We start from the raw sequence: 19,031 nt of genomic DNA, 5'->3' as shown, positions 1-19,031 counted from the left end.
TCATTTTTCAAGGCTTAAAACTAAAAAGACATCTTTAAAGACTCACGGGGATTACCATATATTTAACGACTATAGAGTGTGAAAAAACTCCTACATTCATTGTTTATAGAATGTATGAATAAGTTTACTTTTCGTTAAAGTCGGGTTGAAATTGTTAAGAAAAGGAAAATTAATGTAATTTCTGCTGATACACTCAAAACCCAAGTGCCATGCAAACTGCATCCCAGACAAAGTCCAGGTATAAAATGATACCCTATGAAGCAGCATCTCCTGAGGTAAAGGAGATCTACGATGACACAAAAAAGACCTTACAACTCCCCTTTGTTTTGAACTGGTTCAAATGCCAGGGTGAAAACGCCACTTTATTAAAAGGAAACTGGAGTAAACTGAAACACACTCTGATGGAGGGAAAAGTTCCTAATGTGTTAAAACAACTTATTATCTATAATGTTTCCAAAGAAAGAGGCTGCCAGTATTGTGCTCATGCACATGGTATTTTTGCCGATAGTATGAGTTCTATGATCTCAGAGGAAGATGGTTTCAAAGCTACTGAGCAAATGAATTCACCCTCCATGCCAACAAGCTACAAAATGGCCGTAAAGGTGGTGACTAAAGCTGCCTTATACCACTCAGATATCTCTGATGACGATTTCGCTGAATTGGAAAAAGCGGGATTTAGCCATTTAGAAATTCAGGAACTGATGGCCCAGGCCGATCTTGTTAATATGCTCAATACCATCGCTGATGTTTCAGGGATCAAAATAGATAATGAATTACTGGAAACCCCTGAATAAACCTGCTTAAGGCGTAAAATGAGCATAACCAATAATCAGTCCCAGCTTTTTAGGATGACCTATGAAGCATATTCAAAATTTGCCAACGGCATAAACCGTTGTCTTACCCTGAAAGAGGTTAGTGAAGTCTGTATAACACACCTAAAATACCTTCTGAATTTTAAGCTTATAAGGATGGTAATGGAGGAGAACAATAAATTCGTATTTTTTGAACTTTCAGGAAGTAATATCCAGTATGATTTCAAGAACGAATCTTCATTGTATGCCTATGAGAATGACCTTCTTAAAAATGGTATTCCAGTATATACTTCTAAAATACCCTCGAAGCTGTGGGAGAATAAACCGGACCTCGAGCAGTTAGTGGAACCTAAACTATGGGCATGGAATTTTGATAAATATGACAGGAAAGTTATCGTATCTTTGCTCGCCGATGAGGAAAAACCTTTTTCCAGTGGTGATATTGAAATATTAAAACTGGCGGTAGATTGTATCCAGGCTAAATTCAACGAGATTTATCTAAAACGTCAACTGGCGATACAAAACAGGAATTTATCTGAAGCTTATCATACAATTAAATTAAAAAATCAGGAGATTCAGAACATAGTAGAAAATCAAAAGAAGACTATAAAAGATGGAGTAAGAGAGATTAGTGAAAAGAATAAAAAGCTACTTCATATCTCTGTTCTGAATTCTCATAACGTTCGTGAGCCCCTTTCTCGAATCCAGGGAATAATTCAGCTTTTTGATGTTCTTGACGATGAAACCTGTAAAAAAGAACTGATCCCAAAACTTAAAAGTTCAGCTGAAGAAATGGACAATGTTTTACAGGAAGTGATTGAAATGGCTTCCAGGGAGCTTTCAAAACTTAAAGCAGAAAAGATATGAACAAGGTCTATTTAGTAGATGATCAGCCCATTGCTAACTTTATTACCAGAAAACTTCTCGAACTGGAAGGTTTTAGCGGCATCATCGAAGAATTCACTGATCCTCTTGAAGCCCTTGAGCAGATAAAAGAAGATAAGGATTCCCTGATCTTCCTTGATCTAAATATGCCCGGTATGAACGGCTGGGAGTTTTTAGATGAACTGAAAAGTCGGCAGGTTCATCATAACATAATTGTACTTACCTCCAGTACTAGTAAAGTTGACCGAGATAAGGCCGGGGAATATCCCTGTGTAATTAAATACATGGTTAAACCAATGAATAAGAAAAAATTCGCTGAAATTACAGGATTAATAAAAGTTAAAGTTGAAGATAACTCCTGATTCAGAAAAACTACTCGAACTGGCCTATGCAAAAATGCATTTCGGCAAATATAAAGACTACTATCTTTCAGATATTCCTGAACCTTATTTTGTATGGTTCAGGCAAAAAGGTTTTCCTTCAGGAAAACTGGGCGATCAAATGCAACAGGTATTTGAATTGAAAGTCAACAGCCTTGAAGGGCTTCTGAGACAGATAAGAAAAAGGTACCCAAGACCTTAAAGCAGTAAATACCCACTGTTAAATAAGACTTAAGATTAGGCCTACAAATTAGCAAGTTTTTCTATTCTTCTTTGTAATTTAGCGCCCTGAATAAAACAACACAACAAACAAAATAAAATGGCCGATACCAAGTATATATTTGTAACCGGAGGTGTGTCTTCTTCCCTTGGAAAGGGAATTATCGCAGCTTCGTTAGCAAAGTTGTTGCAGGCGCGTGGTTTTAAAACTACTATTCAGAAACTTGATCCTTATATAAATGTAGATCCCGGAACACTTAACCCATATGAACACGGTGAATGTTACGTGACCGAAGATGGAGCGGAGACCGATCTTGATCTTGGCCATTATGAACGTTTTTTGAATGTGAACACTTCGCAAGCGAACAACGTAACCACCGGAAGGATCTATCAAAGTGTAATTGAAAAGGAACGCCGGGGTGAATTTCTTGGGAAGACCGTTCAGGTAGTACCTCATATTACCAATGAAATAAAAGAAAGAATACAGATACTTGGTCAGAACGGCGATTATGATATCGTAATCACCGAGATCGGCGGAACCGTTGGTGATATCGAATCCCTACCATATATAGAAGCTGTAAGACAGTTAAAGTGGGAACTTGGAGATGATAACGCTCTTGTAATTCATCTTACTCTTGTACCTTATCTTTCCGCAGCAGGGGAATTAAAAACAAAACCAACTCAGCACAGTGTAAAAACACTGATGGAAAGCGGAATTAAAGCCGATATTCTTGTTTGCCGTACAGAGCATGAGCTTTCAGACGACATTCGAAGAAAACTCGCTATTTTCTGTAATGTTCGCCAGGAAGCAGTGATCCAGAGTATCGATGCACCAACGATCTACGATGTACCTAATATGATGCTCAAGGAAGGCCTGGATACGGTGACCTTAAAGAAACTGGCATTGCCAGATGATACCACTCCTAATCTTGAGAGATGGAACCAGTTCCTTCAAAGACATAAAAACCCGAAAGCCGAAGTTCACATTGGTTTGATAGGAAAGTATGTGGAATTGCAGGATAGTTATAAATCAATTCTGGAATCATTCATTCATGCAGGGGCCGAGAATGAAGTATATGTGAATGTTGAATATATACATTCCGAATTCATTAACGACAGTACAATCCACAATAAAATAAGCCATCTTGACGGGGTGCTTGTTGCTCCAGGCTTTGGAGAAAGGGGAATTGAAGGAAAAATAGACGCGGTACGCTATGCCCGTGAGAATGGATTACCATTCCTGGGGATCTGTCTTGGAATGCAAATGGCGGTAATTGAATTTGCACGTAACGTGCTTCAGTTAAAAGGTGCCAATTCTACCGAAATGGATCCGGATACTAAACATCCGGTTATAGACCTTATGGAAGCTCAAAAGGAAATAACTCACAAAGGTGGTACCATGCGTTTGGGAGCATGGGATTGTAAATTGAGTAAAGATTCCATTATCCATGATGTTTATAACACCGATATGATCAAGGAACGCCATCGTCACAGGTATGAATACAACAACAAATACAAGGAACAACTTGAAAACGCCGGAATGGCCAGTACCGGAATCAACCCTGAAACAAGCCTGGTAGAGATCATAGAATTAAAAGATCATCCCTGGTTTGTAGGAGTACAATATCATCCCGAATATAAAAGCACTGTGGCCAGTCCACATCCACTTTTTGTTTCTTTTGTAAAGGCTGCGCACGAGCATTCCATACAACATAAGAATGCCAAGATGGCACAGAAATAAGAATTGGCCATTTTTTTGACCAAAGAAGCATAAGCAAAATTAGATAATGGAAGAAAAGAAAATAGACGTTCAATCCATAATTGGATTTTTACTCATCGGAGCTATTCTTATCTGGATGCTCTACAATAATACCCCGGAAGAAGCAGCGGTTGAAGAAACGAAAACCGAACAGGTAGAAGATACTTCTGAACAACCTGCAGTTGCTGAACAGGAACCTGAAACACGAACGGTTCAGGACGACTCCACTGCCCTTGCAGATGCTCAGCGAAGATTAGGAGCTTTTGGTTATTCTGAAACCCTGGCCTCTGCCGAAGGCGGGACCACAACCATCGAAAATGAGCTTCTGGAATTGAAAATTTCCAATAAAGGTGGTTACATAGAAGAAGCCCGACTAAAAAATTTCAAAACCTACGATTCAATACCGGTTTATCTTGTAAAGGATGGGAATGCTTCCTTGAATATGAACTTTACCACTACAGATGGCAGGTCTTTAAATACCGAAAATCTTTATTTTGAACCAGAACTTACTGAGAATAACGGCAACCAGATTCTTTCAATGAAATTGAAGGTTTCGGAAGAGGAATATCTTGAATATCGTTATGCCATGAGACCCGGGGAATATATGCTCGATTTCAGCATACGCTCACAGGGGCTTACAAATGTTTTAAACACTTCTCAGAAACCAGTACTTACCTGGAATCTTAAGGGCTACAGGCACGCTAAAAGTATCTCCTACGAGAACCGTTATACCGACCTTATTTATGAGTATGATGGTGGCGATGATGATAATCTTGGCCAGGGAAGTGCCGAAGAGGAAGAAGAAAATAACATTAGTTACATTGCATACAAGCAACACTTCTTTACTTCAATTCTACTAACCGATACACCTTTTTCAACTACACAGTTTAGATCAAAGAACCTTGTTGAAGATGAGGAAGTAGACACCGTTTATACCAAAGAATTTGCTTCTACGATCCCACTTGAATTAAAAGCGGGCGAACTGAATTATAATATGAACTGGTATTATGGTCCTACAGATTACAAGATCCTGAATGACTACGAGCGTAACCTGGATGAAATTGTTCCTCTTGGATGGGGAATTTTTGGATGGATAAATAAATATCTATTCATTCCGTTCTTTGCATTTCTGGCCAGTTTCCTTCCAAGCTACGGACTTGCAATTATTGCAATGACAATAGTAGTAAGGATCCTTTTATCTCCGGTCACCTATAAATCTTATCTATCCCAGGCAAAAATGAAAATTTTAAGGCCTGAGATAAATGAGATCAATGAGAAGTATAAGGATAATGCCATGAAAAAGCAGCAGGAAACCATGAAGCTGTATAGCAAGGCGGGAGCCAGTCCTATGAGTGGATGTTTACCTGCACTGATGCAGATTCCTGTTTTCTATGCATTGTTCCAGTTCTTCCCAAGTGCTTTCCAGCTAAGGCAGAAAAGTTTCCTTTGGGCAGATGACCTTTCCAGTTATGATACGATAGCAGAATTGCCATTCCATATACCTTTTTATGGAGATCATGTGAGCCTCTTCCCTATTCTGGCGTCGGTAGCGATTTTCATTTATATGATGATGACTACCGGACAGAATATGCAGGCAACCCAGCAACCTGGAATGCCAAATATGAAATTCTTAATGTACCTGTCGCCACTTATCATGTTATTCTTCTTTAATAACTATGCCAGTGGACTGTCGCTTTATTACTTTACCTCTAACCTGATTACGATAGGTATTATGTTAGTAATCAAGTATGTGATCATCGATGAAGATAAGATACATGCGAAGATCCAGGAGAATAAGAAAAAACCTAAGAAGCAGAACAGGTTTACCAGAAAGTTCCAGGAAATGATGGAGCAGGCTGAAGAGCAGCAGAAGAAACAAAAACGTAAATAACAAAAAAAGCCCGGTTGTCACCGGGCTTTTTTAATTCAAATTAAAAAACAAAACACCGGATTTTTATAGTGTTGGTAAAAGCACAGTATCAATTACGTGTATAACTCCGTTCACGGCCTGCACATCGGCAGCTATAACTGTTGAAGTTCTTTCATTTACATCTGTAATTACAACATCATCGCCAAGATTCACTGTAAAGGATTCTTCCTGAAGCGTGTTTACCTCCATTCCGTCTGTAAGTTCATCAGATGTGACATTTGCTCCTCCCACAACATGATAAAGGAGTGCTGCCTGTAGAGTCGCAGCATCAAGATCGGCCAGGCCGCTCAATTCAAGTTCTGCCAGTAAATTTGCAAATGCATCATTAGTAGGTGCAAACACGGTAAAAGGCGCAGGATCTTCAGTAGACTGAAGAGTTTCAACGAATGTAAAAGAATCTTCCCTTGTTAATGCTGCTACCAGAGTTTCAAAACTAGGATCGGCCATGGCGAATGTTGTGACATCAGGAAGACCTATCACAGCGTCTACTGCATGTACTACACCATTATCTACTTCATTATCTGCAGATGTAACAGTGCTTACTCCGTTAATAACTACTCCATCATCCACATTAATGTAAAGGCTCAGGTTCTCACCGTCGGGACCTGCTTCAGCCATACTTTGTATATAACCAGTTGACAGATCTGAAGACATTATGCTTCCCGCCTGAACATGGTTCATAAGTATAAGCGTTAACACATCTTCAGGCACCTCATCTAAAGATTCAAAACCATTATCTGAAAGGAAAGCGTCAAAAGCATCATTGGTAGGCGCAAAAACGGTATATTCAGTGTCTCCGCTTAAGGTAGCGGTCAAACCTGCTGCTTCTACTGCCGCACCAAGAGAAGTGAACCCGTTGGCACTTGCAAAATCTACAATGGAATTTGTTTCTGCGCTACCATCATCGGTTGGATCCGGATCTGGTTCAGGGTTTGGAGTTGCATTAACTTCTCCTCCCGGGTTGAAATCATCATCTTTGTCACAGGCTACAAAAACAAATGCCGAAAGAAGAATAATAAGGCCAAACTTTGCATTTCTTAAAATAAAATTCATAATTCGAAGTTTTAGTATTGTTCTTGATCTTTTTTGTAAATGTAGAACCAAAACTAATCTAATTTTGTTTAATGTTTGTTAATTATGATTAAACAGAGGTTAAAGTTTTTAATAATAATATTCTCATTTCCAGTATTTTGCTTTTCTCAAGCAAATCAATTGGACGCACAGGGTAGGCGTCATGGTTATTGGAAAGTCAATTTTGAAGGGACTTCAGATCCTAAATTCGAAGGAAATTTTGAACATGGTGAAGAAAGAGGAATATTTAAATTCTATAAAAAGGGCTTTTATGACCATCCTTCGGCCATTATGAATTTTGAAGAAGGTAAAGATTCCGTTCAGGTTACCTATTACACCCAGAAAGGCAAAGCCATTAGTGAAGGAAAAGTTGTGGACCGCAAACGTGAAGGTAAATGGGTCTATTACCACCAAAAGTCAGATAGCCTTATGATGATCGAAATGTATAAAAATGATAAGCTTAATGGACTTCAAAAAACCTTTTTTCCGAATGGTCAGATTGCAGAAAAAACCAACTATAAAGACGGACTAAAACAAGGCGAAAGCTTAATATATACTAAAAAAGGTCAGGTCACCAAACATCTCAACTATCAGAACGGAGAGTTACATGGAAAAGCGATCTACTATGATCCTAAAGGAGAAAAAATCATGGAAGGCTGGTATACCGAAGGTAAAAAATCGGGTACATGGAAATATTATACCGATGGAAAATTAGACAGGGAAGAAGACTATTAAAATTTAATTTGAATATATTTATATAACTAAACAATGTAATTATGAAAAAGATCTTAATTCTATTTTTATCACTTAGCCTATTCGCAGCATGTAGCGATGATGATTCACCATCTGATAATGGTGAAAGCATTGTAGGAACCTGGGTTTTAGTGGAAGCCAATAATGTACCTGGTTTCCAGGTGGATGAATGTTCAGGGCAATCAACCATAACCTTTATGGCAGATAACACAGCTTCTTCCACTTTTTATGGAAAGAATAATAATGATGAATGTGTTTCTTCCACAGATGCGGGGGCCTGGAGTAAAACAGACTCCAAATATACATTTAATGTACCTCAGCTAGGAACCGTGACCGGAACAGTCACTTTTAGCAGTGAGACCAGATTTACTTTTAGACCAGATGATCTGCCAACTTCCTCGCTGGTATTCGAAAAACAATAATTCAGAATATAATTGACTTTAAAAGGTGGCTTTCGCCACCTTTTTTTATTTCGTAATTTTGCAGCGTTTAAACCGACTCTCTAAGCGGTTTATTCAAATTAAAAAGAGTAAAAGAATGAAAAAAGTCGTTGTTGGTTTATCAGGAGGTGTAGATTCCAGTGTAGCAGCTTATCTTTTAAAGGAACAGGGTTATGAGGTAATAGGCTTGTTTATGAAGAACTGGCACGACGATTCCGTTACCATATCCGATGAATGTCCGTGGCTGGACGACAGCAACGATGCGATGATGGTAGCCGATAAACTGGGCATCCCTTTTCAAACGGTAGACCTGAGTGAACAATATAAAGAACGTATAGTAGATTATATGTTCAATGAATATGAAAGAGGAAGAACGCCTAACCCTGATGTACTGTGCAACCGTGAGATAAAGTTCGATGTCTTCATGAAGATCGCGCTTTCTCTTGGAGCCGATTATGTAGCCACAGGTCACTATTGCCGCAAAGCTGAAATTGAAAAGGACGGAGAGACTATATACAGATTGTTATCTGGAAAAGACAACAATAAAGATCAGTCTTATTTTCTTTGCCAGCTTACGCAGGAACAGCTTTCAAAAACCTTATTCCCTATAGGGGAACTCCAGAAATCGGAAGTTAGAAAGATCGCGGCAGAGCAAAATCTTGTAACAGCCGAAAAGAAAGATTCACAGGGACTATGTTTTATAGGAAAGGTTAGACTTCCCGATTTTCTTCAGCAAAAACTTAGACCAAAAGAAGGCGTCATTGTAGAAGTTCCGGCTGATAAGGAAGTGTATTCCGAAGAAGAAAAAGACTTCAATTCCAAAATTGAGGAGTTAAAATATCTTTCTAAAAAATACCAGTACCAGCTGGATGATGGTAAGGTAGTAGGCAAACACCAGGGAGCACATTATTTTACCAAAGGTCAGCGAAAAGGCCTTGCCGTGGGAGGAACTCCGGAGCCTTTATTTGTTATAGATACCGATGTAAATGAAAATATAATCTATACCGGCCAGGGTAAGGATCATCCGGGTATTTACCGAAAGGCACTTTTCATTGATCAGGATGAGGTACACTGGATACGCAGGGATCTGGCCATCAAGACCGATGAGGAAAAAAAAGTAAAGGCAAGGATCAGATATCGCCAACCACTTCAGGATGCCACCCTTTATCAAACTGGAAACGGCATGTATGTGGTATTTGAAGAACCACAGGCTTCCATTACCGAAGGACAGTTCGTTGCATGGTATAACCAGGACGAATTACTTGGTTCAGGAGTTATTTCGTAAATTGAAGCCATTAGGCCTCTCCCATGAAAAGACTTTTATTTATTTTCCTGTTCATCTCCTGTTTGTCCTATTCCCAACAGGAACATGCATGGATCTACTTCAAAGATAAGCCCAATGTAGAAGCCTCCCTTGCAGACCCTTCTCTAATTCTTAGTGAGGAAGCTATTCAACGTAAAGCGCTTCATAATACTCCTATAGATGAAAGGGATGTTCCCGTAAACGAAGCCTATATATCTTCCCTGAAAGAACAGGAAGGAATACAGGTAATGGCAAAATCAAAGTGGTTTAATTGTGCTCACGTGATTGGGGAGCTTGACGCTATAAGCAACCTCAACACTCTGGAATTCGTGGAAAAGATCGAATTCGCGAATAAAAACCTGCAAGATAGATCGCTAAACGAAGAGGAGAAAATGGTTTCCAAACTGGATTCTCACATTGATTATGATTACGGCTATTCTGAAAATCAGGTGACCATACTGGGCACCGATTTTCTTCATGAGAACGATCTTACAGGAAAAGGAATGGTAATCGCTGTTCTGGATGCTGGTTTTCCCAATATTGAAAACCTGGTAGCATTTGAGAAACTGAGGTCTGAAAACAGACTGCTGGGAGGCTATGATTTCCATAACCGATCTGATTTCTTCACCAATCCCGGTTTAAGTAACCACGGAACGCTGGTATTATCTACCATGGCAGCTTTTCTGGAACAACAGCTTATCGGGACGGCTCCCGATGCCTCTTATTATCTCTTCAGGACCGAGGTAGGAGCATCGGAAACACCCGTTGAGGAAAGTTACTGGGTTGAGGCCGCCGAGCGAGCAGACAGCCTTGGAGTGGATATTATAAATTCTTCATTATCCTATGCGATATTTGACAACCCGGACTACAGTTATTCAATGGATGATATGGACGGAGAAACAGCTTTTGTATCCCGTGGAGCCAATATTGCGACAGAAAAGGGAATTCTGGTAGTGGTATCAGCAGGAAATAGCGGGCAAAGTGAAACCTTTCCAAAAGTTGGCGCCCCTGCCGATGCCAATGTGCTAACGGTTGGAGCCGTGGATAAAGATCGAAACTATGTGCCGTTCAGCTCAATAGGCCCCACAGCCGATGGAAGAATAAAACCCGATGTGATGTCCCAGGGACTGGCAGTAGTAGCAGCAGATGAAGAAAACAACCTGGTAAGTGTGAGCGGCACCTCTTTTTCTTCACCAATTATGGCCGGTTCTATTGCTAGCTTATGGCAAAAAAACCCATCCCGTACCAATCTGGAAATAATGCAGCTGGTGAGAGAAAGTTCGAGCCTTTTTGATAATCCCAATTTCAGGTTTGGCTATGGTATTCCCGACTTTGAAAAGGCCTATTCTTCACTCATCATAGAAAATACCGATTCAGAATTTGCCATTTCCCCAAATCCTGTAACCGATATTCTCAAATTCCGGAAACCAGGATCTCAGAATTATAATGTAACATTATTCGATCTCCAGGGACAGAAAATCCTGGAAAAAGAAAATGTTCAGAATGAAATAGACCTGTCCGGTTTTTCCAGAGGAATTTATATTGCTATGTTTGAACAAAATAATTTTAGAAAATCCTTTCTTATCATTAAAAAATAATGACTGGTAACAATAGAATCACCCAACTGCTAAATATAAAATACCCTTTAATTCAGGCCGGAATGATCTGGGCCAGTGGCTGGAAACTTGCCAGCGCAGTATCCAATTCAGGCGGTTTAGGAATTATTGGTTCAGGTTCCATGTATCCGGAAGTTCTGAGAGAGCATATTCAGAAATGCAAAAAGGCCACCAATAAACCTTTCGCGGTAAATGTACCGATGCTATACCCTGATATTGAGAAAATCATGGAGATCATTATTGAGGAAGGTGTTGAGATAGTCTTTACTTCAGCAGGGAACCCCAAAACATGGACGAAACACCTTCAGGATAATGGAATTAAGGTAGTTCACGTGGTTAGCAGTGTGAAGTTTGCCATGAAATCGGAAGAAGCGGGAGTAGACGCGGTTGTGGCTGAAGGTTTTGAAGCGGGTGGGCATAATGGCCGTGACGAGACCACCACCTTTACGCTTATCCCTATGGTAAAGGAAAAGATCTCGATTCCCCTGATCGCCGCCGGAGGCATTGCAACAGGAAGAGGTATGCTTGCCGCCATGGTCCTGGGAGCCGATGCCGTGCAGGTTGGAAGCCGGTTTGTCGCTACCCCTGAAGCCTCTTCGCATCCTAATTTCAAGAATATGGTGGTAAATGCTCAGGAAGGAGACACGGTACTGACGTTAAAAGAACTGGCGCCAGTGCGTATGCTTAAAAACAAGTTTTATGAAGAAATCCAGGAACTTTATAAAAAAGCCCCCACTAAAGAGGAGCTAATAGAGTTACTTGGAAGAGCCAGGGCAAAAAGAGGTATGTTCGAAGGAAAACTGGATGAGGGCGAACTGGAAATAGGCCAGATATCAGGGCTTATTCACGACATAAAACCCGCCGCTGAAATTGTAAATGAAATGATCTCTGAATTTGAAGCTGCTAAAAAGGAAGTAGCTCAGTTCTAACTTGAGTATTTCTTCATCTTTTCCAGTTCATTAGCCACGAACTTTCGCCAGCGCATCTCGGCTTCATAGTTTTCACTATGAGAGGTTTCCTTATCAAAGCTCTTTTGCATCAAAGACCTTTCTGTTTCGATCTTATTGTAAATTCTTTTGAGATCCAAGCGGATATTTCGGCCAATCTCATATTCAGTCAGCGCTTTTCGCAATTTTCTAGCATGTAATTCAGAAATATCGAAATGCAGTTGCTCATGGGCCAGAAGATATTCCAAATCATCCACCTCCTTTACCCAGGAAAGTTCCGGATAAAAATTGCTTGTTACTTCATGCTTAAGAACCGGTGTGCCAGATGCGGTACTGTAATCCCAACTATATCCAATCCCGGAATTAGTATTGGCCGAATAAGAGAGTGATTCATCCGGCTCTGCCTTAAAATCTTCCAAGGTTAAAGGCCTGTCTTCCTGCCACCTGATTTTCTCTTTCTTATCCTGAGAAAAAGAATTAAGATTACAGGCAATAGCAAAAAATAGTATTGCGACTAAAGATCTCATGAATATTGGAAAGAGATTTTCTTGTCAATATCGGGATGCAAACTTTGAAGTACCGGGCAGGTTCTTGCTGTGTGTTCCAATACCTTTGTTTCCTTATCACCATATGTAGAAGGAAAAGAAATAGTCACTTCTATCTTAGATATTCTCCTGGGGTCTGCCACCATTGTTTTTGTCACCTCTGCAGAAGCACCCTCCATATCCAAACCAAGACCTTCAGCTTTAATTCCCATAACGGTAAGCATGCAGGTAGCCAGGGCATTCGCCACAGTATCTGTTGGAGAAAATGCCTCTCCTTTACCATGATTATCTACAGGAGCATCTGTGATCATTTTTGAACCACTTTGCAGATGTTCCGACTCAGTTCTTAACCCACCAAGATATATTACTTTAGAAGTCATTTGCCTCGCTTATGGTCAGGTCCTCATTCAGTTTAAGGATATATATTGCGTCGTTAGTATAACCACCGCCAGTTCTTGGCATATAATGGAATTTACTTTCGTAATATTCGGTGTATCCAGGATATCTTTCAAAAGACTCATACAGGTTCTCTGCGGTTGCAAGCCTTAAAAGTATATCCAGAGTAAGATCATAACCTCTCAAGGCATACTGGTTCGGTGCAATTCCAAATCTCTCTTCATAATCGGCCATAAACTCTTCAGTCTCTGCAGTATCATATTCTTTATCTACCGACGGATAGTGGAACTTTAGCTTTCCCAGATGATTATTGGAAATAATATCATTCTCGTAAGTGTTGTTCTTATTTGTGGTAAGGAGAGTAATATCATGGTTTCTGGCCAAACGATTAAGGGCAGAAGTCACACTGCTCACAAGATTGATATTTTCAGATTCGAGGATCACCCAGTTTTTTCCTTCCGTCATCATTTCAGCCAGTTTCGCCTCTTCCACAAAATTGTCGGTCGGATTCACAAATCTTGCCATTGGCAAAATATTCCCTAGCTGGTTCTTAATCTGGTAGGACCTTCCATCAGCGACTATAACAATATTCTTTCCTGAGGAATTCCTTGAGATGTAGTCCAGCATCTCATTTCTAAGTATCTCATCAGTAGGCCTGGATTGAAAAAGATTTTCATAACCTCGCATCTCACGGTTTGAAAGTGGATTTATCACAGGAACACTTCTGTTTTCCAGCCTTGACGCCGCCGCCTCTGTGGTCGTCTGGATAAGCGGACCAATAACTGCATCTACACTACTGAAATTATTAGTATTAATGATATTGGCTACTTCCGAAGCGTTCTGTTTAGTATCGTATACCCTTAAATTAGTAGAAATGCCAAGTGATTTAGCCTTATCTACAGCCATTAGAACCCCGCTGTAGAAATCGAGGGATATCCTGACCACTCTTTCATTCATAATAGAATGGCGATAGGTTTCTATGGAATCCTCATCTATCTTCTGAAGATGATAAGGCAGCATTAACACGATCTCTTTCCTACTAAAATTACTAATGGAACTGGTAAGATCTACCTTAGTATTGGCATTCTCAATTCCGGCATAGCTGTCATCCTCTATATTCTCAATACCCTCTTTATCTGGAACTTTAAGTACCATTCCAAATTTCAAACCGTCCTTAAGCGCAGGATTTAAACGTCTTAAAGAATCAAGCCCCACTCCAAAACGCTGAGAAAGACTGAATAATGTTTCCTTAGGCTTAACCTCGTAAAACCTAAAACGTTCATCTGTAATAATTACCGGTTCATCTTCAAGAACATCGGTGCCTACCCTGATCATCATTCCCGGCTGAAGAACCTGCACCCTTGGGTTTAACGCCTCAAGTTCCTTTACCGTCATCCCATATTTTCTGGCGATCCCATATTTGGTCTCTTTTGGCAGAACAATATGTTCACGGGTCTTCGTGATCTGCTCAGGTTTTGATTCAGCAGGGGCCGGTTTTGGGGTATTTCTCGTTACAATATCCTCCCCTTCCGCATTCACAGGAATCCTTATGGTTTCCCCTGTTTGAAGCTCTTCCGAATAAAGGTGTTTATTATAGCGTTTGATCGCATCAATACTTACGTTGTATTGCTTAGACAGGCTGTATAAGGTCTCTTTCTTTTCAACCTTATGCTCTTTAAACTGAGAAGTATTTGCTTTGGGTTTAGAATCACGGGAAGCATTAACAGGAATCACCAGCTTTTCATTTACCTGGATTCCCTGCTTCGCATCTGGATTATATTTGTAAATATCTTCCTCATCAATATCATAAGACTGGGAAATGCTGAAAACGGTTTCCCCCTTTTTTACAGTATGATATTTATATGCCTGGGCATTCGCCGAGATCGTATAAAACTGAAAAAGAAAACATATTACAAATAAGTACTTCATTATGATCGATTTAGGTAAAAATGGTTCTGATTATTCCCATTCAATAGTGGCTGGTGGTTTTGAACTTATATCGTACACCACTCTATTAACGCCTTTAACCCTGTTAATTATTGTATTGGATGTCTTTTGTAAAAATTCATAAGGTAAATTCACCCAATCTGCGGTCATTCCATCGGTAGATTCAACTGCCCGTAGGGCAACCACCTGCTCATAGGTCCTTTCATCTCCCATTACGCCTACCGATTGTACCGGTAACAGGATCGCACCCGCCTGCCATACCTTATCATAAAGCATCCAGTCTTTTAATCCCTGGATAAAAATATGATCTACTTCCTGAAGGATACGGACTTTTTCAGCCGTTATATCTCCAAGAATCCTTATCGCAAGTCCCGGTCCCGGGAATGGATGTCTTCCTAGTAACTCTTTGGCGATTCCAAGCTCTTTTCCCACTCTTCTCACCTCATCTTTAAACAACATGCGTAGCGGCTCTACCACTTTCAGTTTCATGAAATCTGGCAGACCACCTACATTGTGATGGGATTTTATCGTGACAGAAGGCCCATTTACTGAGACCGATTCTATAACATCGGGATAAATGGTTCCCTGGGCTAGGAATACCACATCCTGAATATGATGGGCTTCATCGTCAAATACCTCTATGAACGTATTCCCAATGGCCTTTCGCTTAGCTTCCGGATCACTGAGACCTTTCAGGGCGTCCAAAAAACGTGCCGAAGCATCCACTCCTTTTACGTTTAGCCCCATGTGTTTATACTGATCAAGAACGCTTTCAAACTCATTCTTTCTCAAAAGCCCGTTATTTACGAAAATACAATACAGGTTATCTCCTATAGCTTTATTTAGAAGAACTGCAGCTACAGTGGAGTCAACTCCTCCACTTAACCCCAGTACTACTTTATCATCCCCTATCTTTTCCTTTAGTTCCGAAACTGTAAGATCTACGAAGGCTCCCGGCGTCCAGGTTTGTTTGGTCCCGGCAATTCCCACAAGGAAATTTTCAAGTAACTGTTTTCCATCGGTAGAATGATATACTTCAGGATGGAATTGTATAGCATAGGTCTCTTCACCTTCAATTCTATAGGCTGCATTCAATACATCGGTGGTGCTTGCAAGCCTTACACCATTTTCCGGTAATTCAATAATAGAATCACTATGACTCATCCATACCTGTGAATTCTCTTTGATATCCTTAAATAAAGGTTCGGCATCTTTGATAACAGACAGGTTGGCTCTACCATATTCCCTGGTATCGGATGGTTCAACCTTTCCTCCAGAAAAATGAGCCAGATACTGGGCTCCATAACATACCGCCAGGATAGGCAGTTTCCCACGGATCTGAGAAAGATCGGGATGCGGAGCATCTTCAGCTCTTACAGAAAATGGACTTCCTGAAAGAATTACTGCTTTAAAGCCTGATAAATCGTCTGGTATTTTGTGATAAGGATAAATTTCGCAGTAAATATTCAGCTCTCTTACTCTTCTTGCAATAAGCTGGGTGTACTGCGAGCCAAAGTCTAGGATGAGTACGTTGTTTTGCATGCGCAAAAATAGGAATTTGAGATAAAAATAAAATAATAACTCCCTATTTAATTTCCTTCAAATATGGTTTTTAAAAAAACAAGCATAGGAGAAGATTTTAGACTCATCAAACACTGAATTTTTAAATTTTCTGCATCTATTTAACAGAGAATCAGCCTTTTTTAATACTTAATTCTAATTTTTTAATTTTTTATTTAGAACTGTCAAAATATCTTTACCGCGTCTTAAAAGTAAAAACTATGGATAAGCCCCCCGGAATGAGAAAGAAAAATACGAAAGAACCGTTTGGCTTCTAAATCCCCATAGAACATGGGAGACCGTTTTAATTTATGCTTTAGTATTTATCCTGGTAATTACTTCTACAATCTTATTATTATAGATTCTAATATACTTTTTTTGCCCTACACTTAAAATCCTCTTTTAGGGGATTTTTTAATTTATATAAAAACAAAGCCCTAAAGAAAATTCTTTAGGGCCCTGTCGCTGGTTGGTTAGTAATATTATTAATTTGAGGGAGGTGCCGGCATAGGTGTGGACGAGCTTATAACATCCCTGTATATCTTCCAATTTCCATCAACTTTTTTCCATAAAGTTGAATAATATCCATGATCCATTTTTTTTCCATCGGGAGTATTCAATTCATAGCTACCTATTTCATGTATATAATCTCCAAAATCCAGTACCTCTTCGGTTTCAATTGAAAGCTGAATCCCTTTCATATCTTTGTGAGCCTCTGTAATTGCCTCTCTGCCACTAAGAGGATTATGGTTGGATATTTTAAACATGGCGTCCTCAGTAAAATATGATCCGAAAGTTTCAAAATCACCATTTGCCATGGCTTTTTCCATCATCCTGGAATTGTTTTGAACTATTTCCCGGGCTGAAGTAGATTTTTGAGCAAAACCTGTAAAGCCAATAAAAATGGCTGCAATCAATAGCATAAATTGTTTTTTCATAATAAAATAAATATTGGTTAGTAATAATAGCCATTAAGTAAAAGTGATGGATGGGGGCATCAATATGAACAGTAGAGTATCTTCCTTTTAGGAATTGTTCATTAATGGAAATTGAATATACGAAAATTATATTCAACACTCAATATCAGCAAGATATGAATTCTCTTACTTCAATGTTTCCAGGATTTTATCTATATCCTCTTCGGTAGTATCAGGATTAATAAAACAAAACCTTATTACACTTTCATCTTTCCAAAGAGAAGGAGTAACGAGCGCAAAGCCTTCCCTGTGATTCTTATAGGTCCAGTCCCGGTAATCTTCAGCATTCCAGCCCTTTCTTTTAAAAAGCACCACCGATAAACTGGCAGGTCTTACAAGTTCAAGATTATCATTATCCTGTATTTTAGCTGCGGCTATTTGTGCGAGCTCAATTCCCCGTTCAATCGCCTTTTTATATTTATCTGTCCCGTGCATCGCAAGGGAAAACCAAAGTGGAAGACCTCGAAGTCGGCGCGTAAGCTGTATCTGGTAATCTGCCGGATTGAATCCCTGGGCTCCTTCATCTTTAAAGATCTCAAGGTAGGCTCCCTTTTGAGAATGAGCTTTTTTGGCCAGTTCCAGATTCTTATAGATAACCGCCCCGCAATCGTAAGGAGAAAAGAGCCATTTATGTGGATCTATAGTAATACTGTCAGCCTTTTCTATACCTTTAAAAAGATGCCTGACTGAAGTGGCTGCCAGAGCGCCACCGCCATAAGCACAATCTACATGGAACCATATCTTCTCCTGCTCACATATATCGGCAATTGTCTTTAAATCATCTATAATACCCGCATTGGTAGTGCCTCCGGTTGCCACTACAGCAAAAAGCCGGTCCCTGTCCTCTGGGCTTAAACCATCAATTGTCTTTTTAAGGTCTTCACCAGAGAGGTATTCATCTTCAGAATCGATCAGAATTACATCGGCATCCATCACCTTTGCCATGGATTTAATGGAACTATGAGCTCCATTAGAAGTGAGTAAAAGAGCTCTTTCCCGGGCATATTCGGGTTTATTTTCGCGCCATTCTTCCCTGGCGGTAACCAGTGCAGAAAGGTTGGCGGCAGTGCCCCCACTTGTAAATACACCAAAAGCTCCTTCAGGTAGTTTTGTAAGAGAAACCAGCCATTTCATTGCCTGGTTTTCACAGAATATGCCTCCTGCTCCCTCCATCCAGTAAGCACCATGAATACTTGAAGCCGAAGTAACAAGGTCAAACATAATGGCAGCTCTTGTAGGCGCCGCGGGAACGAATGCCAGATGACGGGGATGGTCTATGGGCACCGTTGCCTTAACCAGCACATCACGGAATAATTTGAATGCGTTCTCACCGCCTATGCCTTCGGGCGTGATCGTCTCTCCAACTATACGCAAAAGATCTTCTTCTTTTTTAGGTGATCCCAGTTCAGGGGTTACATTAGAGATACGGTCTATGGTATATTTCATGACATCAAGTGTCATTTCTACCAGATCCATATCTATGGTGTGCAT

18 protein-coding genes are annotated in these 19,031 nt (G+C 40.0%); 11 read left to right on the top strand and 7 right to left on the bottom strand.

The features are described from left to right. Positions 1-209: 209 nt before the first annotated feature. The 6 genes from NE848_RS02530 to yidC all read left to right on the top strand — a co-directional run bounded on the left by NE848_RS02530 (position 210) and on the right by yidC (position 5,946). Positions 210-794, top strand: coding sequence for a carboxymuconolactone decarboxylase family protein (locus NE848_RS02530; RefSeq protein ID WP_252110634.1), 585 nt, complete (start codon positions 210-212; stop codon positions 792-794). 18 nt (positions 795-812) lie between these two features. Then, positions 813-1,679 carry a phytochrome family protein gene (locus NE848_RS02525; RefSeq protein WP_252110633.1) on the top strand — a complete coding sequence of 289 codons (867 nt, stop codon included), beginning with the start codon at positions 813-815 and terminating at the stop codon, positions 1,677-1,679. Then, positions 1,676-2,059, top strand: a complete 384-nt coding sequence (locus NE848_RS02520) for a response regulator (RefSeq protein ID WP_252110632.1) — start codon at positions 1,676-1,678, stop codon at positions 2,057-2,059. The genes NE848_RS02525 and NE848_RS02520 overlap by 4 nt, the downstream gene beginning before the upstream one ends. Then, positions 2,043-2,279 carry a DUF3820 family protein gene (locus NE848_RS02515; protein WP_252110631.1) on the top strand — a complete coding sequence of 79 codons (237 nt, stop codon included), beginning with the start codon at positions 2,043-2,045 and terminating at the stop codon, positions 2,277-2,279. Before NE848_RS02520 ends, NE848_RS02515 begins: the two co-directional genes overlap by 17 nt. A 117-nt stretch (positions 2,280-2,396) precedes the next feature. Continuing rightward, positions 2,397-4,037, top strand: a complete 1,641-nt coding sequence (locus tag NE848_RS02510) for a CTP synthase (protein ID WP_252110630.1) — start codon at positions 2,397-2,399, stop codon at positions 4,035-4,037. A gap of 46 nt (positions 4,038-4,083) precedes the next feature. Next, positions 4,084-5,946, top strand: coding sequence for a membrane protein insertase YidC (yidC, locus tag NE848_RS02505; protein WP_252110629.1), 1,863 nt, complete (start codon positions 4,084-4,086; stop codon positions 5,944-5,946). Between the two features lie 63 nt (positions 5,947-6,009). Here yidC and NE848_RS02500 read toward each other — a convergent pair whose 3' ends face one another. Continuing rightward, on the bottom strand, positions 6,010-7,038 hold the full coding sequence (locus tag NE848_RS02500) for a fasciclin domain-containing protein (protein WP_252110628.1): 1,029 nt from the start codon (positions 7,036-7,038) through the stop codon (positions 6,010-6,012). Between the two features lie 159 nt (positions 7,039-7,197). Between NE848_RS02500 and NE848_RS02495 the strand changes: the two genes are divergently transcribed. The 5 genes from NE848_RS02495 (at position 7,198) to NE848_RS02475 (ending at position 12,097) form a co-directional block, all read left to right on the top strand. Beyond that, positions 7,198-7,791 carry a toxin-antitoxin system YwqK family antitoxin gene (locus NE848_RS02495; RefSeq protein WP_252110627.1) on the top strand — a complete coding sequence of 198 codons (594 nt, stop codon included), beginning with the start codon at positions 7,198-7,200 and terminating at the stop codon, positions 7,789-7,791. Between the two features lie 41 nt (positions 7,792-7,832). Next, positions 7,833-8,231 carry a lipocalin-like domain-containing protein gene (locus tag NE848_RS02490; RefSeq protein ID WP_252110626.1) on the top strand — a complete coding sequence of 133 codons (399 nt, stop codon included), beginning with the start codon at positions 7,833-7,835 and terminating at the stop codon, positions 8,229-8,231. A gap of 115 nt (positions 8,232-8,346) precedes the next feature. Beyond that, on the top strand, positions 8,347-9,534 hold the full coding sequence (gene mnmA, locus NE848_RS02485) for a tRNA 2-thiouridine(34) synthase MnmA (RefSeq protein ID WP_252110625.1): 1,188 nt from the start codon (positions 8,347-8,349) through the stop codon (positions 9,532-9,534). A gap of 23 nt (positions 9,535-9,557) precedes the next feature. Beyond that, entirely contained in the window at positions 9,558-11,150 is a 1,593-nt protein-coding gene (locus NE848_RS02480) for a S8 family serine peptidase (protein WP_252110624.1), read from the top strand. After that, a complete protein-coding gene (locus tag NE848_RS02475; RefSeq protein WP_252110623.1) occupies positions 11,150-12,097 on the top strand; it encodes an NAD(P)H-dependent flavin oxidoreductase in 948 nt (315 codons plus the stop codon). The genes NE848_RS02480 and NE848_RS02475 overlap by 1 nt, the downstream gene beginning before the upstream one ends. On the opposite strand, the gene NE848_RS02470 is transcribed toward NE848_RS02475, so the two are convergent. The 6 genes from NE848_RS02470 to NE848_RS02445 all read right to left on the bottom strand — a co-directional run bounded on the left by NE848_RS02470 (position 12,094) and on the right by NE848_RS02445 (position 19,031). Beyond that, positions 12,094-12,642 (bottom strand): DUF922 domain-containing protein, encoded by a 549-nt coding sequence (locus NE848_RS02470; protein WP_252110622.1) that lies wholly within the window; start codon positions 12,640-12,642, stop codon positions 12,094-12,096. The genes NE848_RS02475 and NE848_RS02470 overlap by 4 nt on opposite strands. Further along, the gene (locus NE848_RS02465; RefSeq protein ID WP_252110621.1) at positions 12,639-13,040 is read right to left on the bottom strand and encodes an OsmC family protein; all 402 of its coding nucleotides are present in this window, start codon (positions 13,038-13,040) and stop codon (positions 12,639-12,641) included. Before NE848_RS02465 ends, NE848_RS02470 begins: the two co-directional genes overlap by 4 nt. Next, positions 13,030-14,985, bottom strand: a complete 1,956-nt coding sequence (locus NE848_RS02460; RefSeq protein ID WP_252110620.1) for a PBP1 and LysM peptidoglycan-binding domain-containing protein — start codon at positions 14,983-14,985, stop codon at positions 13,030-13,032. The genes NE848_RS02465 and NE848_RS02460 overlap by 11 nt, the downstream gene beginning before the upstream one ends. A gap of 30 nt (positions 14,986-15,015) precedes the next feature. Beyond that, the gene (gene guaA, locus NE848_RS02455; RefSeq protein WP_252110619.1) at positions 15,016-16,545 is read right to left on the bottom strand and encodes a glutamine-hydrolyzing GMP synthase; all 1,530 of its coding nucleotides are present in this window, start codon (positions 16,543-16,545) and stop codon (positions 15,016-15,018) included. A gap of 503 nt (positions 16,546-17,048) precedes the next feature. Next, the gene (locus tag NE848_RS02450) at positions 17,049-17,501 is read right to left on the bottom strand and encodes a YybH family protein (RefSeq protein WP_252110618.1); all 453 of its coding nucleotides are present in this window, start codon (positions 17,499-17,501) and stop codon (positions 17,049-17,051) included. Between the two features lie 165 nt (positions 17,502-17,666). Further along, entirely contained in the window at positions 17,667-19,031 is a 1,365-nt protein-coding gene (locus tag NE848_RS02445) for a pyridoxal phosphate-dependent decarboxylase family protein (protein ID WP_252110955.1), read from the bottom strand.

Origin of the sequence: Gramella jeungdoensis (genome assembly GCF_023805255.1) — a bacterium.
Classification (GTDB): Bacteria; Bacteroidota; Bacteroidia; order Flavobacteriales; family Flavobacteriaceae; genus Christiangramia; species Christiangramia jeungdoensis.
The sequence above is the reverse complement of the archived record's forward strand: the minus strand, read 5'-3'. Positions and strand labels throughout refer to the sequence as shown.